This is a genomic window from Streptomyces sp. NPDC005402 (assembly GCF_040606575.1).
In the GTDB taxonomy this organism is placed as follows: Bacteria; Actinomycetota; Actinomycetes; order Streptomycetales; family Streptomycetaceae; genus Streptomyces.
On sequence record NZ_JBEXFB010000020.1, the window covers coordinates 141,366 to 160,178 of the forward strand.

General features: G+C 71.9%; 15 protein-coding genes. 8 read left to right on the top strand and 7 right to left on the bottom strand.

Annotated elements, in window-relative coordinates:
• Positions 1–52: 52 nt before the first annotated feature.
• Genes ABZT02_RS32815 through ABZT02_RS32830 form a run of 4 tightly spaced genes read left to right on the top strand, consistent with a single transcriptional unit; the run spans position 53 to position 4,338 of the window.
• Positions 53–1,198 (top strand): ROK family transcriptional regulator, encoded by a 1,146-nt coding sequence (locus ABZT02_RS32815; RefSeq protein WP_356023998.1) that lies wholly within the window; start codon positions 53–55, stop codon positions 1,196–1,198.
• A 30-nt stretch (positions 1,199–1,228) separates the two neighbouring features.
• Positions 1,229–2,737, top strand: a complete 1,509-nt coding sequence (locus tag ABZT02_RS32820; protein WP_356024000.1) for a GMC oxidoreductase — start codon at positions 1,229–1,231, stop codon at positions 2,735–2,737.
• 21 nt (positions 2,738–2,758) lie between these two features.
• Positions 2,759–3,370: a nucleoside deaminase gene (locus ABZT02_RS32825; RefSeq protein ID WP_356024003.1), complete on the top strand. Its 612-nt coding sequence runs from the start codon at positions 2,759–2,761 to the stop codon at positions 3,368–3,370.
• The gene (locus ABZT02_RS32830; protein WP_356024005.1) at positions 3,367–4,338 is read left to right on the top strand and encodes a sugar phosphate isomerase/epimerase; all 972 of its coding nucleotides are present in this window, start codon (positions 3,367–3,369) and stop codon (positions 4,336–4,338) included. The genes ABZT02_RS32825 and ABZT02_RS32830 overlap by 4 nt, the downstream gene beginning before the upstream one ends.
• On the opposite strand, the gene ABZT02_RS32835 is transcribed toward ABZT02_RS32830, so the two are convergent.
• Complete coding sequence (locus tag ABZT02_RS32835) at positions 4,285–5,571, bottom strand: MFS transporter (protein ID WP_356024007.1); 1,287 nt, start codon at positions 5,569–5,571, stop codon at positions 4,285–4,287. The genes ABZT02_RS32830 and ABZT02_RS32835 overlap by 54 nt on opposite strands.
• Before the next feature lie 168 nt (positions 5,572–5,739).
• On the opposite strand from ABZT02_RS32835, the gene ABZT02_RS32840 reads away from it, so the two are divergent.
• Positions 5,740–7,794 (top strand): phosphocholine-specific phospholipase C, encoded by a 2,055-nt coding sequence (locus ABZT02_RS32840; RefSeq protein ID WP_356024010.1) that lies wholly within the window; start codon positions 5,740–5,742, stop codon positions 7,792–7,794.
• A gap of 63 nt (positions 7,795–7,857) precedes the next feature.
• Positions 7,858–8,715 (top strand): phospholipid scramblase-related protein, encoded by an 858-nt coding sequence (locus ABZT02_RS32845; RefSeq protein ID WP_356024012.1) that lies wholly within the window; start codon positions 7,858–7,860, stop codon positions 8,713–8,715.
• A 51-nt stretch (positions 8,716–8,766) separates the two neighbouring features.
• On the opposite strand, the gene ABZT02_RS32850 is transcribed toward ABZT02_RS32845, so the two are convergent.
• Complete coding sequence (locus ABZT02_RS32850; RefSeq protein ID WP_356024015.1) at positions 8,767–9,696, bottom strand: hypothetical protein; 930 nt, start codon at positions 9,694–9,696, stop codon at positions 8,767–8,769.
• The gene (locus ABZT02_RS32855) at positions 9,693–10,493 is read right to left on the bottom strand and encodes a phosphatase PAP2 family protein (RefSeq protein WP_356024017.1); all 801 of its coding nucleotides are present in this window, start codon (positions 10,491–10,493) and stop codon (positions 9,693–9,695) included. The genes ABZT02_RS32850 and ABZT02_RS32855 overlap by 4 nt, the downstream gene beginning before the upstream one ends.
• A 232-nt stretch (positions 10,494–10,725) precedes the next feature.
• On the opposite strand from ABZT02_RS32855, the gene ABZT02_RS32860 reads away from it, so the two are divergent.
• Entirely contained in the window at positions 10,726–11,340 is a 615-nt protein-coding gene (locus ABZT02_RS32860) for a TetR/AcrR family transcriptional regulator C-terminal ligand-binding domain-containing protein (protein ID WP_356024019.1), read from the top strand.
• 150 nt (positions 11,341–11,490) lie between these two features.
• Here ABZT02_RS32860 and ABZT02_RS32865 read toward each other — a convergent pair whose 3' ends face one another.
• The 3 genes from ABZT02_RS32865 to ABZT02_RS32875 all read right to left on the bottom strand — a co-directional run bounded on the left by ABZT02_RS32865 (position 11,491) and on the right by ABZT02_RS32875 (position 14,990).
• Positions 11,491–12,501, bottom strand: a complete 1,011-nt coding sequence (locus tag ABZT02_RS32865) for a DUF2510 domain-containing protein (protein ID WP_356024021.1) — start codon at positions 12,499–12,501, stop codon at positions 11,491–11,493.
• A gap of 85 nt (positions 12,502–12,586) precedes the next feature.
• A complete protein-coding gene (locus tag ABZT02_RS32870; protein ID WP_356024024.1) occupies positions 12,587–13,741 on the bottom strand; it encodes an anhydro-N-acetylmuramic acid kinase in 1,155 nt (384 codons plus the stop codon).
• A gap of 4 nt (positions 13,742–13,745) precedes the next feature.
• Entirely contained in the window at positions 13,746–14,990 is a 1,245-nt protein-coding gene (locus ABZT02_RS32875; protein WP_356024026.1) for an MFS transporter, read from the bottom strand.
• 254 nt (positions 14,991–15,244) lie between these two features.
• On the opposite strand from ABZT02_RS32875, the gene ABZT02_RS32880 reads away from it, so the two are divergent.
• On the top strand, positions 15,245–17,914 hold the full coding sequence (locus ABZT02_RS32880; protein WP_356024028.1) for an AAA family ATPase: 2,670 nt from the start codon (positions 15,245–15,247) through the stop codon (positions 17,912–17,914).
• A 58-nt stretch (positions 17,915–17,972) separates the two neighbouring features.
• Here ABZT02_RS32880 and ABZT02_RS32885 read toward each other — a convergent pair whose 3' ends face one another.
• On the bottom strand, positions 17,973–18,764 hold the full coding sequence (locus tag ABZT02_RS32885) for an SDR family NAD(P)-dependent oxidoreductase (protein ID WP_356024030.1): 792 nt from the start codon (positions 18,762–18,764) through the stop codon (positions 17,973–17,975).
• Between the last annotated feature and the right edge of the window lie 49 nt (positions 18,765–18,813).

Sequence of the window (18,813 nt, forward strand, 5' to 3'; positions counted from 1 at the left end):
CACTCGTGGCCGACATGCGGGGCGTGTACGACCCGGTGACAGGAGGGGAGCCATGCTGACGGCCGGCATGAACCAGAGCGCCGTACGACGGGTCAACACCTCTGTGATCCTGCGGGCGTTGGCCGTGTCGTCGGGACCGAGGAAACTCACCGAACTCGCTTGGCAGACCGGTCTGTCCCGGCGCACGATCGAGCTGATCCTGGACTCGCTCGTCGAGGCGGGCTGGGTCGCCGAACTCGACCGGGTGCCGAACAACGGCTGCCCAGGCCGCCCGGCCCGCCGCTACGAACTGCGGGCCGAACACGCCCTGTTGGCCGCCGTACGCATCACGACCGTCGACGTCTGCGCCGTAGTCGCCGACGTGCGCGGCCACATCCTCGGCCGGGCACACCGGCCGCTGCGCGCCTACAAGGATCCGCGCACCACCCTCGACGACGCCGCCGCACTGGTCCTCCAGGCCCTCGAAGACGCCGGCGGCTCGGTGGACCGGCTGCGCGCCGGCGCCGTCGCCGGGGGCGGTGCCATCGACGACGAAGGGGTCGTACGGCGCCTGGTGCACACCACGCGCTGGGAGGGCGTGCACCTGCCCGAGGAGCTCGGCCGTCGCGTCCCGGTGCCCTGGTTCGCCGACAACGACACCAACCTCGGCGCGCTGGCAGAGCGTTGGCGGGGAGTGGCGTCCGATCACGACAACGTCGTCTGGGCGATGCTCGGGAACCGGACCGGCCTCGGCATCCTCATCCGAGGAGCCGTGCACCGCGGGCTCGACGGGGCCGCGGGCGAGATCGTCGAGGCACGCTCGATGCCGGCCGGCTCCGTCGAGGACCGGCCCGTCGCCGCCCTGACCTCACCGCTGCCCGCCCAACGCGCCCTCGCCCTGGCCCGGTTCGAGGCGGCCCGCAACGGTGACGCCGCCTCGCTCGCCGAGGTCGACGAGTTCGTGGAGAACATCGCGTCGATCCTCACCACCCTGTCCTGGACGGTCGCCCCCTCGCTCATCGTCCTCGGCGGCGGCCTTGAGGACGCGGCCGACGTCCTGCTGCCCCGGGTGCGGGACGCGCTGCGGGACGCCCGCACCCCCGCGGTCGAACTGCGTGCCACCGCACTCGGCCACGACGCCCCGCTCATCGGCGCGGTGAAGCTCGCCCTGGACCGCATGGACACCGAGCTGTTCGGACCGCTCGTCCCGGTCGACTGACCCCCACACCCCACGTACCCGGAGCTCCACTTGACCCACACCCCCCGCACCGACGTCCTCATCGTGGGCAGCGGCATCATGGGCTCCCTCATGGCCCGCCTCCTGCGCGAGAGCGATCCCGCGCTGCACATCACCATGGCCGACGGCGGCAGCCCGATCGGCGGTACGCCCGGGCGGCACCTGCACGACCTCGACGACCCCGAGCTGTGGTCCCGCTACAACGAGAAGGTCGCCACCGGCATTCAGGGCATGTACACGGGAGCGGAGGTGGTCCGGGAGGTCGCGGACAGCCTCCCCGACCTCACCCCCGGCATGTTCCACGCGCTCGCCTTCGGCGAGGACGCCGAGGCGATGCCGCAGGCCGCGCTCGCCTGGAACGCGGGCGGCATGGGCGTCCACTGGACCGCGGCCACGCCGTGGCCCGCCGGGGACGAGGTCTTCGACTTCGGCGACCCCGATGCCTGGGCGGCCGACCTCGACACCGCACGCCGACTGCTCGCCGTCACACCCGCCGCAATCGGCCCGACCAAGGTCGGCGAACTCGTCCTCGACGTCCTGCGCCGACGCTACGGCCATGTCGGGCCGGCCGACCGGGCGCCGCAGCCCATGCCCATGGCCGTCACCCCCACACCCTCGGGCCCCAAGCCCCGCACGGCACCCGGGACGATCTTCCCCGCCCTCGCGGAGGGCGGCGATCCGGCCTTCACCCTGCTCACCGGCACCCTCGTGACCGCCCTGGTCCGGGACGCCGGCCGGGTCACCGGGGCCCGCCTGCGCCGCGTCGCCGACGGCACCGAGACCGAACTCCGCGCCGGCACCGTGGTGGTGTGCGCCGACGCCCTGCGCACCCCGCAACTCCTCTACGCCTCCGGCATCCGCCCCGAGGCCCTGGGCCGCCACCTCAACGAGCACGCCTTCGTCACCGCCCGCGTCCTGCTCGACCTCGACCGCTTGGGCATGGACCCCGACGCCCTGCCCCTGCCGCGCCCCGGCGAGTTCAGCACGGACTCGCTGTGGCTGCCGTGCAACGGACCCGACCAGCCCTTTCACGGCCAGATCATGAACCGGACCTACGTCGACGGGGCCGGCCGGCCCCTCGCGCACTCCGTCGGTCTGTCGCTGTACGTCCCCGTCGAGTCGCGCCCGCAGAACCGGCTCGTGTTCTCGGCGCACGAGACCGACCTGGCCGGACTGCCCCGCATCCGCGTCGAGTTCGGCTACTCCGAGACCGACCGCGCGCTGATCCGGCGGGCGCTGACCGAAGTCCGGTCCCTCGCCGAGGAGTTCGGCCCCTTCGATCCCGCCACCGAGTCCGCGGCGCTTCCGCCCGGTTCGTCGCTGCATCTGACCGGCACGGTCCGGGCAGGCGTCACTGACGACGGCGCCGGCGTGTGCGACCCGGACGGGAGGGTGTGGGGCTTCGACAACCTGTACCTGGCGGGCAACGGAGTCGTTCCCACGGCGATGGCCGCCAACGTCACCCTGACCGGCGCCGTCACCGCGGTACGGGCCGCCCGTGCCGTGACCGCACGCACCTGAACCACCGAGAGGAACCGAACCGTGATCGACATCGCCAGGGAATACCGCGTGGCCCTGCCCGCCTGGATCGACGACGAACTCGCCGACGCTCCCGCCGCCGTACCCTCCCGCGAGGACCGGATGCGTCTGGTGCACCGCCTCGCCGACCGCAACTGGCGCGAAGGCAACGGCGGTCCGTTCGCCGCGCTGGTCGCCGAGCGCGAGTCCGGCAGGATCGTCTCCGTCGGCGTGAACGTCGTCCTGTCCACCGGAGTCTCCAGCGCGCACGCCGAGGTCGTCGCGCTCGGCCTCGCCCAGATCGCCACCGGCAGCTGGGACCTCGGCGGGGACGGCCTGCCGTCCCACGAACTGGTCGTCAACTGGCGCCCCTGCGTGCAGTGTTACGGCGCCACGATGTGGTCCGGGGTGCGCGGCTTGGTGGTCGCGGGTCAGGGCCCGGAACTGGAGGAGATCACCACCTTCGACGAGGGCCCGGTCGGCGCGGACTGGGCCGAGCAGTTCGAGACGCGAGGCATCGAGGTCGTGCGCGATGTCCTCAGGGACGAGGCGCTCGCGGTGTTCCGCGACTACCGCAAGGCCGTTGACGAGTCCGACGGGGTCGTCGTCTACAACGCGCGCGGGGGAACGGAATGAGCCCTCGTTTCGCGACGGACGTCGTCACCTTCTACCACCCCGGCTTCTGGGACCTCGGCTCCGCCGACGCGGTACGCGACTGGGCCGCGGATCATCCGGACCGCTTCTGGCGGCGGGTGCTGGACACGCTCGCCGAGACCGAGGTCACCGGCATCGAGCTGACGTTCGCGCCCGGCGGCATAGACTCGGCGCTGCGCGCGTACGGCAGCGCACAGGCGTTCCGCCGGGAGCTGACCGGCCGGGGCCTGGCCGTCGTCAGCGCCTTCATCGCCGACAGCGACGCCCCCGACTGGCGGCACGGCGACCACCTCCCCGCGATCGTCGCCGACGCCGAGCGCCGCGCCGCCTTCCTCGCCGAGGTGGGCGCCGAGGTCCTCGTCGCCGGACTACCGATGAGGGCGACGTACGGCACCCGCCCGCCCTTCTTCGTCGACGCCGCCTACATGAACCGCATGGCCGACATCGCGCACGCGGTGGGTGAGGCGGTGTCCCGGTACGGGGTGCGGCTGGCCTTCCACACCGAGTCCCACAGCACCCTGTGGTACGAGCGGGACATCGACCTGTTCATGGCCCTGACCGACCCGCGCTATGTCTGGCTGTGCCCCGACTCCTGCCACATCGCCCTGGGCGGTGGCGACCCCGTCGCGGTGGCCCGGCGCCACACCCCGCGCACGGCCCTGGCCCACTGGAAGGACGCGGTCACCCCGATCGACGTCCACCTCACGATCGACGAGACGGTGTACGCCCGACAGCAGCCGTACATGACGGAGTTGGGCACGGGGATCGTCGACTGGGCGGGCTGGGCGGACGCGATGTCCGCGACGCCCGGCGCGGACACGGTCCTGATCGAACTGGACGAGGCCGCCGATCCGGTGGCCGCGCTGAGGTCGGGCACGGCGGTGGCGAAGCGTGCGCTAGCGGCGCAGTTCTCCGTGGGCGGTCTCCGGAAGCCGCAGATAGACGAGTGACGAGCCGAGGCAGAGGGCGGCCACGTACCAGGGAAACGCTCCCGCGTGGCCCAACTCCTTGAACAGCGTGCCCACATACGGTGCCGTCCCCCCGAACACCGCGACCGTCAGCGAGTAGGGGAACCCGATCCCGGCCGCCCGCACCCGCGCCGGGAACACCTCCGCGTTCACCGCCGCACTGATCGACGTGAACCCGGTCAGCAACACCATCCCCGCACACTGCACGAGCAGCAGCACCGCGAAGGAGTCCCGCAGCGCGTGCAGCAGCGGCACACTCAGCAGCGCGAAGCCCAGCCCGAAGAACAGCAGCAACGGCCGGCGCCCGAAGCGGTCCGACAGCAGCCCGCCGAGCGGCTGGAGCACCCCGAAGAAGGCGAGCGAGATCGTCCCCGCGAGCAACGCGTCCGACTTGGCGACACCGGCGTTCAGTTCGGCGTACGTCGGCAGATAAGACGTCCACGTGTAGTACGCGATCGTGCCGCCCATGGTGATCCCGCAGATCAGCAGGGACTCGCGTGGATGGCGCCGCAGGCCCTCGAGGAGACCGGGACGCGGCGCCCGCCGCTGCTCCTCGCTGCGCGTCTCCTGCGCGCCGCGCCGGATCCAGAACCCGACCAGGGACAGCACGGCCCCGAGGACGAACGGGACGCGCCACCCCCAGCTGTCCATCCGCCCCTCGTCCAGCGTGTCCACCAGCAGCGTGGCGATCCCGGACGCGAGTAGCTGTCCGGCCGTCGTCGACACGTACTGGAAGCTGGAGAACAGCCCGCGTCGGCCGGGCCGCGCCGACTCGACCAGGAAGGTCGTCGAGGCCGCGAACTCCCCTCCCACGGACAGCCCTTGGAGCAGGCGCGCGAGCACCAGCACGACCGGGGACAGGACGCCGACCGCCGCGTACGTCGGTGTCAGCCCGACCAGGAGACTGCTGCCGCCCATCAGCAAGATGGTGACCGTCAGCGCCGAGCGCCGCCCGTGCCGGTCCGCGATCGCCCCCATCAGCAGGCCGCCGACCGGCCGCACGAAGAAGCCGACCGCGAACACCGCGAACGTCGACAGCAGCGGCACCAGCGAGTCGTTCGCACCCTTGGGGAAGACCGCGCCGGCGATGTAGGTGGCCAAGAACGTGTAGGCGTACCAGTCGTACCACTCCACGGCATTGCCCACGGAGGCGGCGAGGAGCTGCCGTACAGGTCGTTCGGTGGGTGGCGCGTCCGTATGCGGTGTCGCTGTCATGATCGCGACCTCCCCAGATCGGGGTCCGCCACACCTCCCGTACCCGCGACTTTCACATCAGCGCCACCGGACCCTTCCCTGACGTTTGTTGCGCTTGGAACACTCGCTGCGCGCACCTTCCGTCACATTCGGGCCAACGATGCGCAGGATTGAGAGGTTCCCTCACTCATGTCCGACGTCAACCGGCGCAGATTCCTCCAACTCGCGGGCGCCACCACCGCCTTCACCGCCCTGTCGAACAGCATCCAGCGCGCCGCCGCGCTCCCGGCCCACCACCGCACGGGGACGATCGAGGACGTCGAGCACGTCGTCGTCCTGATGCAGGAGAACCGGTCCTTCGACCACTACTTCGGCTCGCTCAGAGGCGTTCGCGGCTTCGGCGACCCGCGTCCGGTGACGTTGGAGAACGGAAAGTCGGTCTGGCACCAGACGGACAAGAACGGCAAGGAGATCCTGCCGTTCCGCCCCGAGGCCGACGACTTGGGGCTCCAGTTCATCCAGGACCTCCCGCACGGCTGGAACGACGGACACGCCGCCTTCAACGGGGGCAAGTACGACAAGTGGGTCCCGAACAAGGGGTCCACGACCATGGCGTACCTGACGCGCGAGGACATCCCCTTCCACTACGCCCTCGCCGACTCCTTCACCGTCTGCGACGCCTACCACTGCTCGTTCATCGGCTCGACCGACCCGAACCGCTACTACATGTGGACGGGCTACACGGGCAACGACGGTCGGGGCGGCGGCCCGGTCCTCGGCAACGACGAGGTGGGCTACGGCTGGACCACCTACCCCGAGCGCCTGGAGAAGGCCGGCGTCTCCTGGAAGATCTACCAGGACGTCGGCGACGGCCTCGACGCGAACGGCTCCTGGGGCTGGATCCCGGACGCCTACCGCGGCAACTACGGTGACAACTCGCTGCTCTACTTCAACCAGTACCGGAACGCCAAGCCCGGCGACCCGCTGTACGACAAGGCCCGCACCGGCACCGACTTCACCAAGGGCGAGGGCTACTTCGACCAGCTCAAGGCCGACGTCAAGGCCGGGAAGCTGCCCCAGGTGTCCTGGATCGTCGCCCCAGAGGCCTTCACCGAGCACCCCAACTGGCCCGCCAACTACGGTGCCTGGTACATCGCCCAGGTTCTGGACGCGCTGACCTCGGACCCGAAGGTGTGGGCGAAGACGGCCGTGTTCGTCACCTACGACGAGAACGACGGCTTCTTCGACCACGTGGTCCCCGCCTTCCCGCCCGGTTCGGCGGACCGGGGCAAGTCCACGGTCGACCCCGCTCTCGACCTGTTCAAGGGCGACAGCAGCCACCCGGCCGGACCCTACGGCCTCGGCCAGCGCGTGCCCATGCTCGTCGTCTCGCCCTGGAGCAAGGGCGGTTACGTCTGCTCCGAGACGCTCGACCACACTTCGATCATCCGCTTCCTGGAGCGGCGCTTCGGCGTTCACGAGCCCAACATCTCGCCCTGGCGGCGCGCGGTCTGCGGCGATCTGACCTCGGCCTTCGACTTCTCCCGCAGGGACACCAAGCCGGTCGCCCTCCCGGACACCGACGGCTACGAGCCGCCGGACCGCGAGCGTCACCCCGACTACGTGCCCGTCCCGCCCGCCGTCGGCGCGCTGCCGAAGCAGGAGCGCGGCCTGCGCCCCGCCCGCCCGCTCAAGTACGCCCCGCGCGTGGACGGTTCGGTGGACGCGAAGAGCGGCAGGTTCACGCTCACCTTCGCCTCCGGCGCCAAGGCGGGTGCCGCCTTCCTGGTGACCTCCGGCAACCGCACCGACGGGCCCTGGAGTTACACCACCGAGGCCGGCAAGAGCGTCTCGGACACCTGGAACTCGGCGTACTCCAAGGGGTCGTACGACCTGACCGTGCACGGCCCGGCCGGCTTCCTGCGCGTCTTCAAGGGGCCGAACAAGAGCGCCGGTCCCGAGGTCACCGCCTGCCACACCGGTGACGACGTCGAGCTGACCTTCACCAACAAGGGTTCCGGCACGGTCCGTCTGAAGGTCGTGAGCGGCTACGGCGACCCGGCGAGGACCTTCACGGTGCGGGCCGGCGCCACCGTCCGGCACACCTTCGGCCTCGCCAAGAGCCGTCGCTGGTACGACCTCACGGTCACCTCCGACGTCGACCCGGCGTTCCTCAGGCGATTCGCCGGACATGTCGAGAACGGGCGCCCCGGGGTGAGCGATCCCGCCGTCATCACCAGGTAAAGCCGTACGGGGAGCCGTCGTTCACCTGGCCGGATCACAGTGGTCCCGGGGTAGTGTGCCCCGGTGACCACGCATTCGAACACACCTGCAGGCTGGTACCCCGACCCGCACGGAGCGTCCCAGACGCTCCGGTACTGGGACGGGGCGCAGTGGACGCAGCACACCCACCAGGACCAGCAGGGGGCGGGGCAGGCTCAGGCCGTGCAGGCCCCGCCGGTCCCGCAGGCGCCGCAGATGCCCCAGCAGTCGGCCGGCCCCGACCCGCGCGTGCAACGTCAGGTGCAGCAGCAGGCCGGGGTCACCGGGGGCGGTGCGGGCGGCGGCACGCTGTTCTCCGAACCGGTGCTCGTGGTCAACCAGAAGGCCAAGCTGATCGAGCTGACCAACGAGTACAAGGTCATGGACCAGAACGGCAACCAGGTCGGCTCCGTCACCCAGGTCGGGCAGAGCGCCTTCCGGAAGATCGTGCGGTTCTTCTACAGCATCGATCAGTTCATGAAGATCAAGCTGGAGATCCGCGACGCCCACGGGCAGCCGGTCATGCTCCTGACCCGGCCGGGGAAGATCTTCAAGTCGCGCGTGATCGTGGAACGTCCGGACGGTTCGCCGGTCGGTGAGATCGTCCAGCAGAACATGATCGGGAAGATCAACTTCGCGCTGATGGTGAACGGCCAGCAGGTCGGGGCGATCAAGGCGGAGAACTGGCGGGCCTGGAACTTCGCGATCGTCGACCACACGGAGAACGAGGTCGCCCGGATCACGAAGACGTGGGAGGGACTCGCCAAGACGATGTTCACGACCGCGGACAACTACGTGCTGCAGATCCACTACCAGCTGCCCGAGCCGCTGCTCAGCCTCGTCGTCGCCACGGCGTTGACCGTGGACACGGCTTTGAAGCAGGACGCTCGTGGGTTCGGCTGACCATCGTGGGCCGCGGCGCCGTCGTGGCTCGTCGCGCAGTTCCCCGCGCCCCTAAAGGGGCGCTGTCAGGTGCCCTGGCTCCGAAGGCCGGGGCACCTTCACGTCGCGCAGTGACGGTTCCAGGGCCAGTACGGCCGCGACCGGGTGTTCCTCCTCCACCGGGGCCGGGGGTGTCCGGGTCAGCAGCACCACGCCCCAGGCCGCGAGGCCCGCGCCCGCCAGAGCGAGCAGCACGCCCGCCGCGCCGCCCCGCAGGCCCTCGCCCAGGAGGGACAGGCCGATGACTGCCGCGGCCAGCGGGTTGGCCAGGGTCACCACCGCCAGTGGGGCGCCCAGGCCGTCACGGTAGGCGGTCTGGGAGAGCAGGAGCCCGCCCGCGGCGAAGGTGGCGACGAGCAGGGCCACGCCGATCACCTGGATGCTGAGAAGTGACTCGGAACGGTCCGTCGCGGCCACCGTCACGGTCTGGGTGAGCGCGGAGGCCACGCCCGAGGCGACCCCGGACGCCGACGCGTGCCGTATGCCGGGCCGGGCGCCGGGCCGGGCCAGCAGACCGATCAGGGCCGCCGTCACCGCCGCCACCGCCACCGCCTCGGACGTGCTCAGCACCTTCCCGGGCGCGGACCCCGACGCCACCACGAGGATCGCGGCGAGGCCGGCCAGCGTGTACGCGGTGCCCCGCCACTCCGTCGCGCTGACCCGGCGCCCCGCGATCCGCGCGCCCAGCGGCACCGCGGCGACCAGGGTGAGGGCGCCGAGCGGCTGGACCACGGTCAGGGGGCCGTACTTGAGGGCGACGACATGCAGCAGCGCGGCCGCCGCGTTGAGCCCGACCGACCCCCACCAGGCGCCCGAGCCCAGCATCCGCAGCACACCGGAGCCGGGGTTGCGGGAGGCGAGGCGTTCCTGGGCGACGGCGGCGGCCGCGTAGGCGACGGAGGAGAGCAGGGAGAGGGCGAGGGCGAGCAGGGTGGCGTTCATCGGCCCGCTCCGACCAGGACGTTCTCCTTGGGTTCGGCCGGCGCGAGCTTCTCCTGGGCGCGGCCGGCGGTGGTCGCCGTCCGGTGCGGCAGGTGGATGACCGCCAGGGCGACGCCGAGCAGGGCCGTCGCCACGATCGCGTCCATCCAGTAGTGGTTCGCCGTGCCGACGATGACCAGCAGGGTCACGAGCGGGTGCAGCAGCCACAGCCAGCGCCACCGCGAGCGGGTGGCCACGATGAGGCCGATCGCCACCATCAGGGCCCAGCCGAAGTGCAACGACGGCATCGCGGCGAACTGGTTGGAGAGCGTGTCGGTCTGCGGCGGGCCGTACACGGAGGGGCCGTAGACCTTCGCGGTGTCGACCAGACCGGCCGCCGCGAGCATCCGCGGCGGGGCCAGCGGGAAGACGAGGTGCAGCACCAGGGCGGCGCCGGTGAGGCCGGCGAGGACGCGGCGGGCCCAGACGTAGTGGGCGGGGCGCTTCAGGTACAGCCAGACCAGGAAGGCGACCGTGGCCGGGAAGTGGACGGTCGCGTAGTAGGTGTTCGCGATGTGCGCGAGGGTGTCGCCGTGCAGCAGCAGCGACTGCACCGAGCCCTCTCCCGGCAGGTGCAGGGCCCGCTCCCAGTCCCACATGCGGTCGGCGTTGCGGTAGGCCTCGGTGTGGCCTGTGACCAGTTGCCGGCCGAACTTGTAGACGAGGAAGAGTCCTACGACGAGCAGGAGCTCACGGACGAGCGGCGGCCGCGCTGTCGCGCCCGGCTCCGCTTCTGAAGGCTCGGTGCGGGCATTCATTCCCCCGGCCCTTTCGCTGGCGGTGGTGCGGGTACTGAATCCGAACAACGTGGTGACTCGTCCGGATTCCAAAACTCATCGATACGACATCGTACCGATACGTCAGTGTACCGATACGATCGGGTACCGGTACACTGGCGTATCGATAGACATACGACACACTGGAATCCGGGAATGAAACGCGGCGGTCGCGCAGCAGGCCCGCCGTCGGAGCGAGTGAAGGGATGAGCTGATGACGTCGCAGGCCGCGGACGGACCGGAGACGGTCGCCGCCTCGCGCCGCTCCAAGATCACGCCCGAGCGTGAGCAGGAGTTCTTCGACGCCGTGCTCGAACAGGTCCGCGAATGCGGATACGAAGCCGTGACCATGGAGGGCGTCGCCGCCAGCACCCGCTGCAGCAAGTCCACCCTGTACCGGCAGTGGAAGACCAAACCCCAGTTCGTGGTGGCCGCCCTGCGCTCCCGCCGCAGGTCGAAGTTCGACGGGATCGACACCGGATCGCTCGCCGACGACCTGCGCGAGGCCGCCCGGGCCGCGGGCCGGTGGTCGATGCAGGACACCAAGCTCCTCCAGGCGCTCGGCCATGCCGTCACGCAGGACGCGGAGCTCGCGCAGGCCCTGCGTGAGGCGCTGATCGACCCGGAGATCGCCGCGCTGAGGCACATTCTCCAGCGTGGGGTCGACCGGGGTGAGATCGCCACCGGGCACCCGGCACTGGAGTACGTCCCGGCTCAGATGTTCGGCGTCATCCGCGCCCGCCCCGTCATCGACGGGGAGTACGCCGACCCGGACTACCTGGTCCGCTTCGTGGAGGCCGCCGTACTGCCGGCACTCGGCCTGACCTGAGACCCAGGCCGCCGTCCACGGGATGACTGGACGGTGACCTGCTCGCGCCGCACCGTGGGGACGGGGGCGGCGCGCACCCCTCGGCCGGGTGGGGTTCCTCGTGAATGAAGAGGCGCCCCACCCGGCCGACCGGTGTCCGGGGACCGGCCGTCAGACGTCCTGGCCGCTGCCGCCGCCCGTCGACACCTTGATCCCCTTGGTGATGTCGTCGATCACGGTCTGGCCCTCTTCGACGTCGACACCGAAGCGCACCACGACGATCTGCCGCGGGTTCGCCGGGGACGGGAAGGCCAGGGACTCGACATAGCCGTCGGATCCCTTGCTGGTGACGGCCTTCCAGCGGACCTTGTAGCCCTGCTGCCCGGCCACGGTCACCGCCTGGGAGTCGAGCACGTCGTGCGAGGTGATCGAACCGTAGGTCTTGCCGCCGTAGGACTGCTCGGCGTTCGCCTCGATGTCGGCCTTGGCGACCGCCTCGGCCGTGCTGCCCTTGGTGCCGAGCGCCAGGGCGGGCGCCGAGTAGGCACCGCCCTTCGTGCACTTCGCGGAGGTGTCGCCGGGGCAGGCGTAGGAGTCGTTCGAGGTCACGGACGCGCCGGCCGAGATCTCCTGGCCGTACCAGCCGTCCGGGATGGGCAGGCTGATCCCGTCGATCGAGTCCGTCACCGAACCGCTCTCGATCTTCGGCGCCTCCGACCCCTGCGGGGAGGGTGAAGCGCCGCCGGAGCCGCCGCTGCCACCGGAGCCGCCGGACCCTCCGTTGCCGCCGAACGGTCCGCCCTGGCCCCCCGTGCCGCCGGGGCCGCCCTGGCCTCCCGGCCCCTGCGAGGTGGCGGTGTCGTCGTTGCCCTTGCCGTTGTCGGCCAGCGCGTACACCCCCACGCCTATGCTCGCCAGCACCACGACCGCCACCGCCACGGCTATGCCCATACGGCCGCGCCGCGATCCGGTCGGCGGCTGGGCGGGATACGGCGGATAGGCCGGGTACTGCCCGGCGTCCCCGGGGCTCGCGACCTGTTCCGGGGGACCCCATGCGGCCGCCGATCCGACGGGCCGGGTCTGCTCCGTCCACGCCTTGCCGTCCCACCAGCGCTCGGCGGCGGGACCGTCACTTGTCTGCCCGGGATCGGGGTACCACCCGGGGGGAGTCTCCTGCGTCATGCCCCCACCGTATGAGCCCTCGGTGAAAGAGGGATGAGAGGGGCGTCGGCCGATTCCGGCCGAGATCCCTTCGCGGCGCCGCCGGTCACTCCAGGACGAGTCGCACCGGCCGTTGCCTCGCAGGCGGTGGCAGTCGGAGACCGTCCCGGCCCGGGGTGATCGAACCCAGTACCCGCGCGTGCCGGGCGCCCGTGCTCGCCGGTTCGGTGCCGGGCACGCCGTGCGCGGTGAGGAATCCCAGGACGGCGAAGGCGTACGCCTCCTTCGCCGCCGACGGCAGACCGAGCGCGTCCGAGGCGCGCAACGCGACCCCCGGCAGCAGTTCGCCGAGCATCCGCATCAGCACCGGGTTGCGGGTCCCGCCGCCCGAGGCGAGAACCTCCGTGGCCCCGACCGCGACCACCGCGTCGGCGACCGTGCGGGCCGTGAGGAAGGTCAGGGTGGCGATGACGTCCTCGGCCGACAGCGTGCCGAGCCCGGCCAGCGCCTCCCGCAGATACCCCAGGTGGAACAGCTCCTTGCCCGTCGTCTTCGGCGCGGGCAGCGCGTAGTACGGCTCGGCGAGCAGCCGCTCCAGCAGCGGCCGGTGGACCTCGCCGCGCGCGGCCAGGGCGCCGTCGGCGTCGTGGGCGAGCCCTCCGCCGCTGAACCCGTGCGCCGCGGCGTCGATCAGCGCGCACCCCGGCCCGGTGTCGAAGGCGGTCCCGTCGGGTGCGGTGAGGTTGGCGATGCCGCCGAGGTTCAGCGCGACCGGGGTGCCCGGCCGGCCGCGCAGCCACAGCAGGTCGACCAGGCTGACCAGGGGCGCGCCCTGGCCGCCAGCGGCGATGTCGCGCGGCCGGAAGTCGGCGACGACGGGCAGGCCGGTCGCCTCCGCGATCCAGGCGGGCTGCCCGAGCTGCAGGGTGCCGTGCACCCGGCCCCCCTCGGTCCAGTGGTGGACCGTCTGCCCGTGCGAGGCGATCAACTCCGCCTGCGAGGAACACAGTTCACGGTTCGCCCGGACGGCGGCCGCCGCGAAGGCCTGTCCGATCCGCGTGTCGAGTCGGCACACCTCGGCCATCGGGATCGTCCCGGGCGGCAGCGCCGCGGCGAGGGCCTCCCGGATCTCTGCGTCGTATGCCTCGCTCACCATCCCGAGCGGCTTCAGTGCGAGAACGTCGCCGGCCAGGCGCAGGTCGGCGGCCGCCGCGTCGATGGCGTCGTACGACGTGCCCGACATCAGTCCGATCACCCGCATGCGGTCAACTCGCCTTCCTCGAAGGGACTTTGTTTCGCGAAGTGGTCCTGTTTCCCGAAGGGGCCCTGGCCAGCGCGAGCAGGCTGATCGCGCAGGTCACCGCCGCGTAGTACGCCGGGACGTCCACGTTCCCGGTCCGCTCGACCGTCTTGGTGATGATGAGCCCGGCGCAGCCCGAGAACACGGCGTTCGACAGGGCGTAGGCGAGTCCCAGACCGGTGTGGCGGACGTTCGTCGGGAACAGCTCCGCCAGCATCGCCGGTCCCGGGCCGGCCATCAGCCCCACGACCGCTCCCGCCCCGAACACCGCCACCGCCTTCACCGCGTGGGAAGTACCCGTGTCCTGGAGGAGGTTGAGCAGCGGAAGCGCCAGAACCACCACGAGCACGGCCCCCGTCGCCATCACCGGCCGCCGTCCGAGCCGGTCGCTGAGCAGCCCCGCCGGCAGGATCGTGGCCGCGAAACCGAGGTTGGCGAGCACGGTCGCGATCAACGCCTGCTGGAAGGTGGCGTTCAGCGTGCTCTGGAGATACGCGGGCAGGACGACCAGGAAGGTGTAACCGGCCGCCGCCCAGCCCATGATCCGCCCGGCCCCGAGCGCGATCGCCCCGGCGACCTCGGCCGCGCCCGGCTTCTCCCGGGAAGTCTCCTCCCGGAAGGCGGGCGTCTCCTCCAGCCGCAGTCTCAGCCACAGCGCCCCGAGACCCAGCGGCAGCGTCAGCAGGAACGGCACCCGCCAGCCCCAGGAACCCATTTGACGCTCCGTCAGCACACTCGCGAGCAGCGAGGCGGCCCCCGCACCGGCCAACAGCCCCAACGCCACGGTGAACGACTGCCACGCCCCGTACAGCCCGCGCCGTCCCGGCGGAGCGAACTCGGTCATCACCGACACCGCGCCGCCGAACTCCCCGCCCGCCGACAGTCCCTGAAGCACCCTCAGGAACGTGAGGAGCCAGGGCGCGAGCGCCCCGACCCGGTCGTACGTCGGCAGCGCGCCGATCAGCGTCGTCGCCCCGGTCATCAGCGCGATCACCAGGATCAGCACCGGACGCCGGCCGATCCGGTCGCCGAGCCGGCCGAACAGGGCGGCCCCGACGGGCCGGAAGAAGAACGCCAGGCCGAAGGAGGCGTATGTCCTCACCAGTGCCTCGACCTCGCTGCCGCCCTCCGGGGTGAAGAAGCGTGCCGCGATGATCGTCGCGAAGTAGCCGTAGACGCCGAACTCGTACCACTCGATGAAGTTGCCCACCGAGCCGGCGATGAGGGCGCGGCTCGGGCGGGGTGCGCTTCGGTCTCGGAGAATCGTTGCCTCCAGGCGTCTCGTGAACGGCGGCTGACTGTCGGTCAGGTCGGTCCGCGGGGGTCACCGGCAGGGCGCGTCGCCTGCCCGTACCGCAGGTCACCCGTCAAGGCAACAGGTACCCCGACCGCCCTCCGCTTCCGCACCCGGACGGCTACGCTCGAGATCTGTACGTCATTCGGGCGACTTGGGGAGGTAGCGGGATGACGGAGGTACGGCCCAGTGCGGCCGCCCCGGCCTCGCTGTGGGAGCGTGACGAGGAACTCGCCGCCGTCGAACGGGTGATCGACTCCCTGTGTGCGGACCGCACGTCCTCGGGCAGTGTGCTGGTCATCCGCGGCGAGGCGGGCTTCGGCAAGACCGCCCTGCTGGCCGAGACCCGCCGCATCGCCGAGGCGCGCGGCTGCACGGTCTGGTCGGCCCGCGGCGGCGAGACCCTCAGGTCCGTCCCCTTCAACGTCGTACGACAACTGCTCCAGCCCGCCCTCCTGTCGCTGATGCCCGAGGAGGCCCGCGAGTACCTCGGCGACTGGTACGACATCGCGGGCCCCGCCCTCGGCATCGCGGACCCGGGCGAGCGGCAGGCCGACCCGCAGGGTGTGTGCGACGGACTGGTCGCCGCGATGCGCCGGCTGGCCCGCCGGGACTGGCCGCTCGTGCTGATGGTCGACGACGCCCACTGGGCCGACCAGGAGACCCTGCGCTGGCTCGCCGCCTTCGCCGAGCGGCTGGACGACCTGTCCGTCCTGGTCGTGGTGGCCCGGCGCCCCGGCGAGGCCACCACCGAGAGCGCCGGCCTCCTGGAGACGGTGGCCTCCGCCGCGGGCCGCCCCGTCACCAACCTGAGCGCCCTCACCCCGGAGGCCACCGAGGGACTCACCCGCGCCACCCTGGGCGGGCACGCCGACGCCCCCTTCTGCCGCGAGGTGTGGGCCGTCACCGGCGGCAACCCGTACGAGACCGTCGAACTCCTCGCCAAGGTCCGCGACAGCGGGATCGAGCCCAGCGAGGGCTCGGCGAACGAACTGCGCGAGCTGAACCGCTCGGCCCGCGGCGGCGGACTCGTCGCCCGCCTGGAGGAACTCGGCATCGACGCCACCCGGTTCGCCTGGGCGGCCGCGATCCTCGGCACCGACATCTCCGTCGACCTGGTGGCCAGGCTCGCCACCCTGAAGCCGGACAAGGCGGCGCTCTGCGCCCAACTGCTGCGCAACGCCCGCATCCTGACCGATTCCGGGGCGGAGGACGGCGAGCTGGAGTTCGTGCACCCGCTGATCGCCACCGCCGTCTACGACTCCATCCCCGACGCTCTGCGCACCGCCATGCACGGCATCGCCGCCCAACTCGTCACCGACTCCGGGCTCGGTGCCGCGGCCGCCTCCCGGCACCTGCTCAAGGTCCACCCGGACGACGACGAGGAACTCGTCGAGCAGCTGCGTGAGGCCGCCCGCGAACACCTCCTCGTCGGTGCCCCCGACGCCGCTCGCCGCTGCTTGGAGCGCGCCCTGGTGGAGCCACCGGCACCCGAGGTCCACGCGCGCGTGCTCTTCGAACTCGGCTGCGCCACCCTCCTGACCGCCCCCGCCAGGACCATCGGCCACCTCCAGACCGCGCTCGCCATGCCCGGACTGGAGGGCGACGCCCGGGTGGACGCGGTCGTCCGCCTGTCCCAGGCACTCATGCACAACAACCAGCTGGAGGAGGCGGTCCGTACCATCGAGGCGGAGACCGCCCGGCACGAGGAGGGCCCGGCCCGACTCCGCCTCCAGGCCGTGCAGTACACCTGGGAGGGGCTCTACCCGGGCGAGGCCACCTCCCCGGCCCGCTCCGAACGCCTCGCCACCCTGGCCGCCACCTGCGCCGGCCGGGACAACTCCGAGCGGGCCCTGCTCATCCTGCGCGGCTTCGACGCGATGGCCCGCGGCGAGAGCGCCGAGGAGATCGCCGAAGTCTGCGACCGCGCCCTCGTCAACGGCCGTCTCGCGCCCGGACTCGGCTGGACCGACACCGAGTGGGGCCTCGAACTGCCGCTGATGCTGGCCAGCGCGTACGCCTTCACGGACCGGCTCGACCGCGCCGAGACCCTGTACACCGACGCCCTGCGCACCTACGAGACGGCCGGCTGGAGCGGCGGCCACCTCGCGCTCGCCCACGCCTACGTCGGCCTCGCCCACCGTCGGCGCGGACGGCTCCGGGAGGCCGAGACCTCCCTGCGCGAGTCACTGCGGCTCGCCGAGCGGGTGGGACGCGGGCTGCCGCTGTACTGGTCGGCGACCTGCAACCTCGTCGACACGCTGCTCGCCCGCGGGCACGTGGAGGAGGCGTGGGCCATCGCCGAGCAGTACGGGTTCACGCCGCCGTATCCGTCCACGATCGTCCTGCCCGATCCGCGGTCCGTGCGGGGGCGGCTGCTGCTGGCCGTCGGCAGGACCAAGGACGGGATCAACGAACTGGACGCCGCGGAGAAGGCGGCGGCGGTTCGGGGGCACCACAATCCGGTGCTGGTGCCGTGGGCCGTCGATCTCGCCCGCGCACTCGCCGTCGAAGACCCGGTGCGGGCCGTTCAGTTGGCCACGGAGGTACGTCGGCATGCCGAGCGGCTCGGTACCGACACGGCGATCGGTGAGGCGCTGCGGTGTGCTGCCGCGCTGGAGACGGGGCAGCGGGCGGTGCGGCTGGCCGCGCAGGCGGTGGCGTATCTGGAGGCCTCGCCCTGTCAGTACGAGCACGCGGCGGCCCGGGTCGAGTACGGGATCCTGGCGCGGTCTGTGGCCGAGCTCCATCGAGGGATGGCGTTGGCGCGGTCCTGTGGGGCGGACGGGCTGGTGTCCCAGGCCAGGGAGGTGCTGGAGACGGGGCGGGGGCTGCGGTGAGTCGTTCGGCTGCCGCACCGTGGGGGCCGGTCGCGCAGTTCCCCGCGCCCCTGGGGAGCTACAGCGCGAGGAGTCGGTCCGTCAGCGTCGCCAGGCGCGTCTGCACCTCCCTGTCGTACGTCTCCTCGTTCGCCCGGGCCGGCCTCGTCCCGTCGAAGTAGCCGCCCGATCCCAAGTCCTGCGTGGCCAGTGCGAGCACCCCCGGAGCTCCGTCCGCCACCGTCGACCACGGGGCCACCCCGCCCTCCCTGACCATCGCCGTGTCCATGAAGGTCGCCGGGTGCAGGACGTTCACCGCGACACCCGTCCCAGCCAACTCCTCGGCCAGGCTGAAGGTGTGCGCCGCCAGAGCGAACTTCGCCCGGCAGTACGCGGCGAAGCCCGCATAGCCGTGCGTGAACTCCGGGTCGTCGAAGTCGACCGGCTCCTGGCCCACCGAACCCACGTTGACGATCCGGGCCGGGGTGTTCGTACCGAGGGTCGGCAGCAGGGCACGCGTCAGTGCCACCGGCGCCAAGTAGTTGACCGCCAGACGGAGTTCATGCCCGTCAGCGCTGAGCTCCCGCCCGGATCCCGGTGCACCGGCGCCCACACCCGCGTTGTTGATCAGCACGTCGAGTCCTGGGTGGGCCCGGGCCACCTCCGCGCCCAGCGCACGCACCTGGGCCAGGGAGGCGAGGTCGGCGACGAACCCGTCGGCCTCGCCCTCGGACCGCAGCTCCTCCACCAGAGTCCCGGTACGGCCCGGGTCCCGCCCGTGGGCGAGGACGGTGTGGCCGGAGCGGACCAGCTCGAAGGCGACGTAGCGGCCGAGACCGGAGGTGGCACCGGTGATCAGGATGGTAGACATGCCCCCACCGTAGGCACATCGGCGCGCCTCGCGCCTGCCCCTGCCGGGG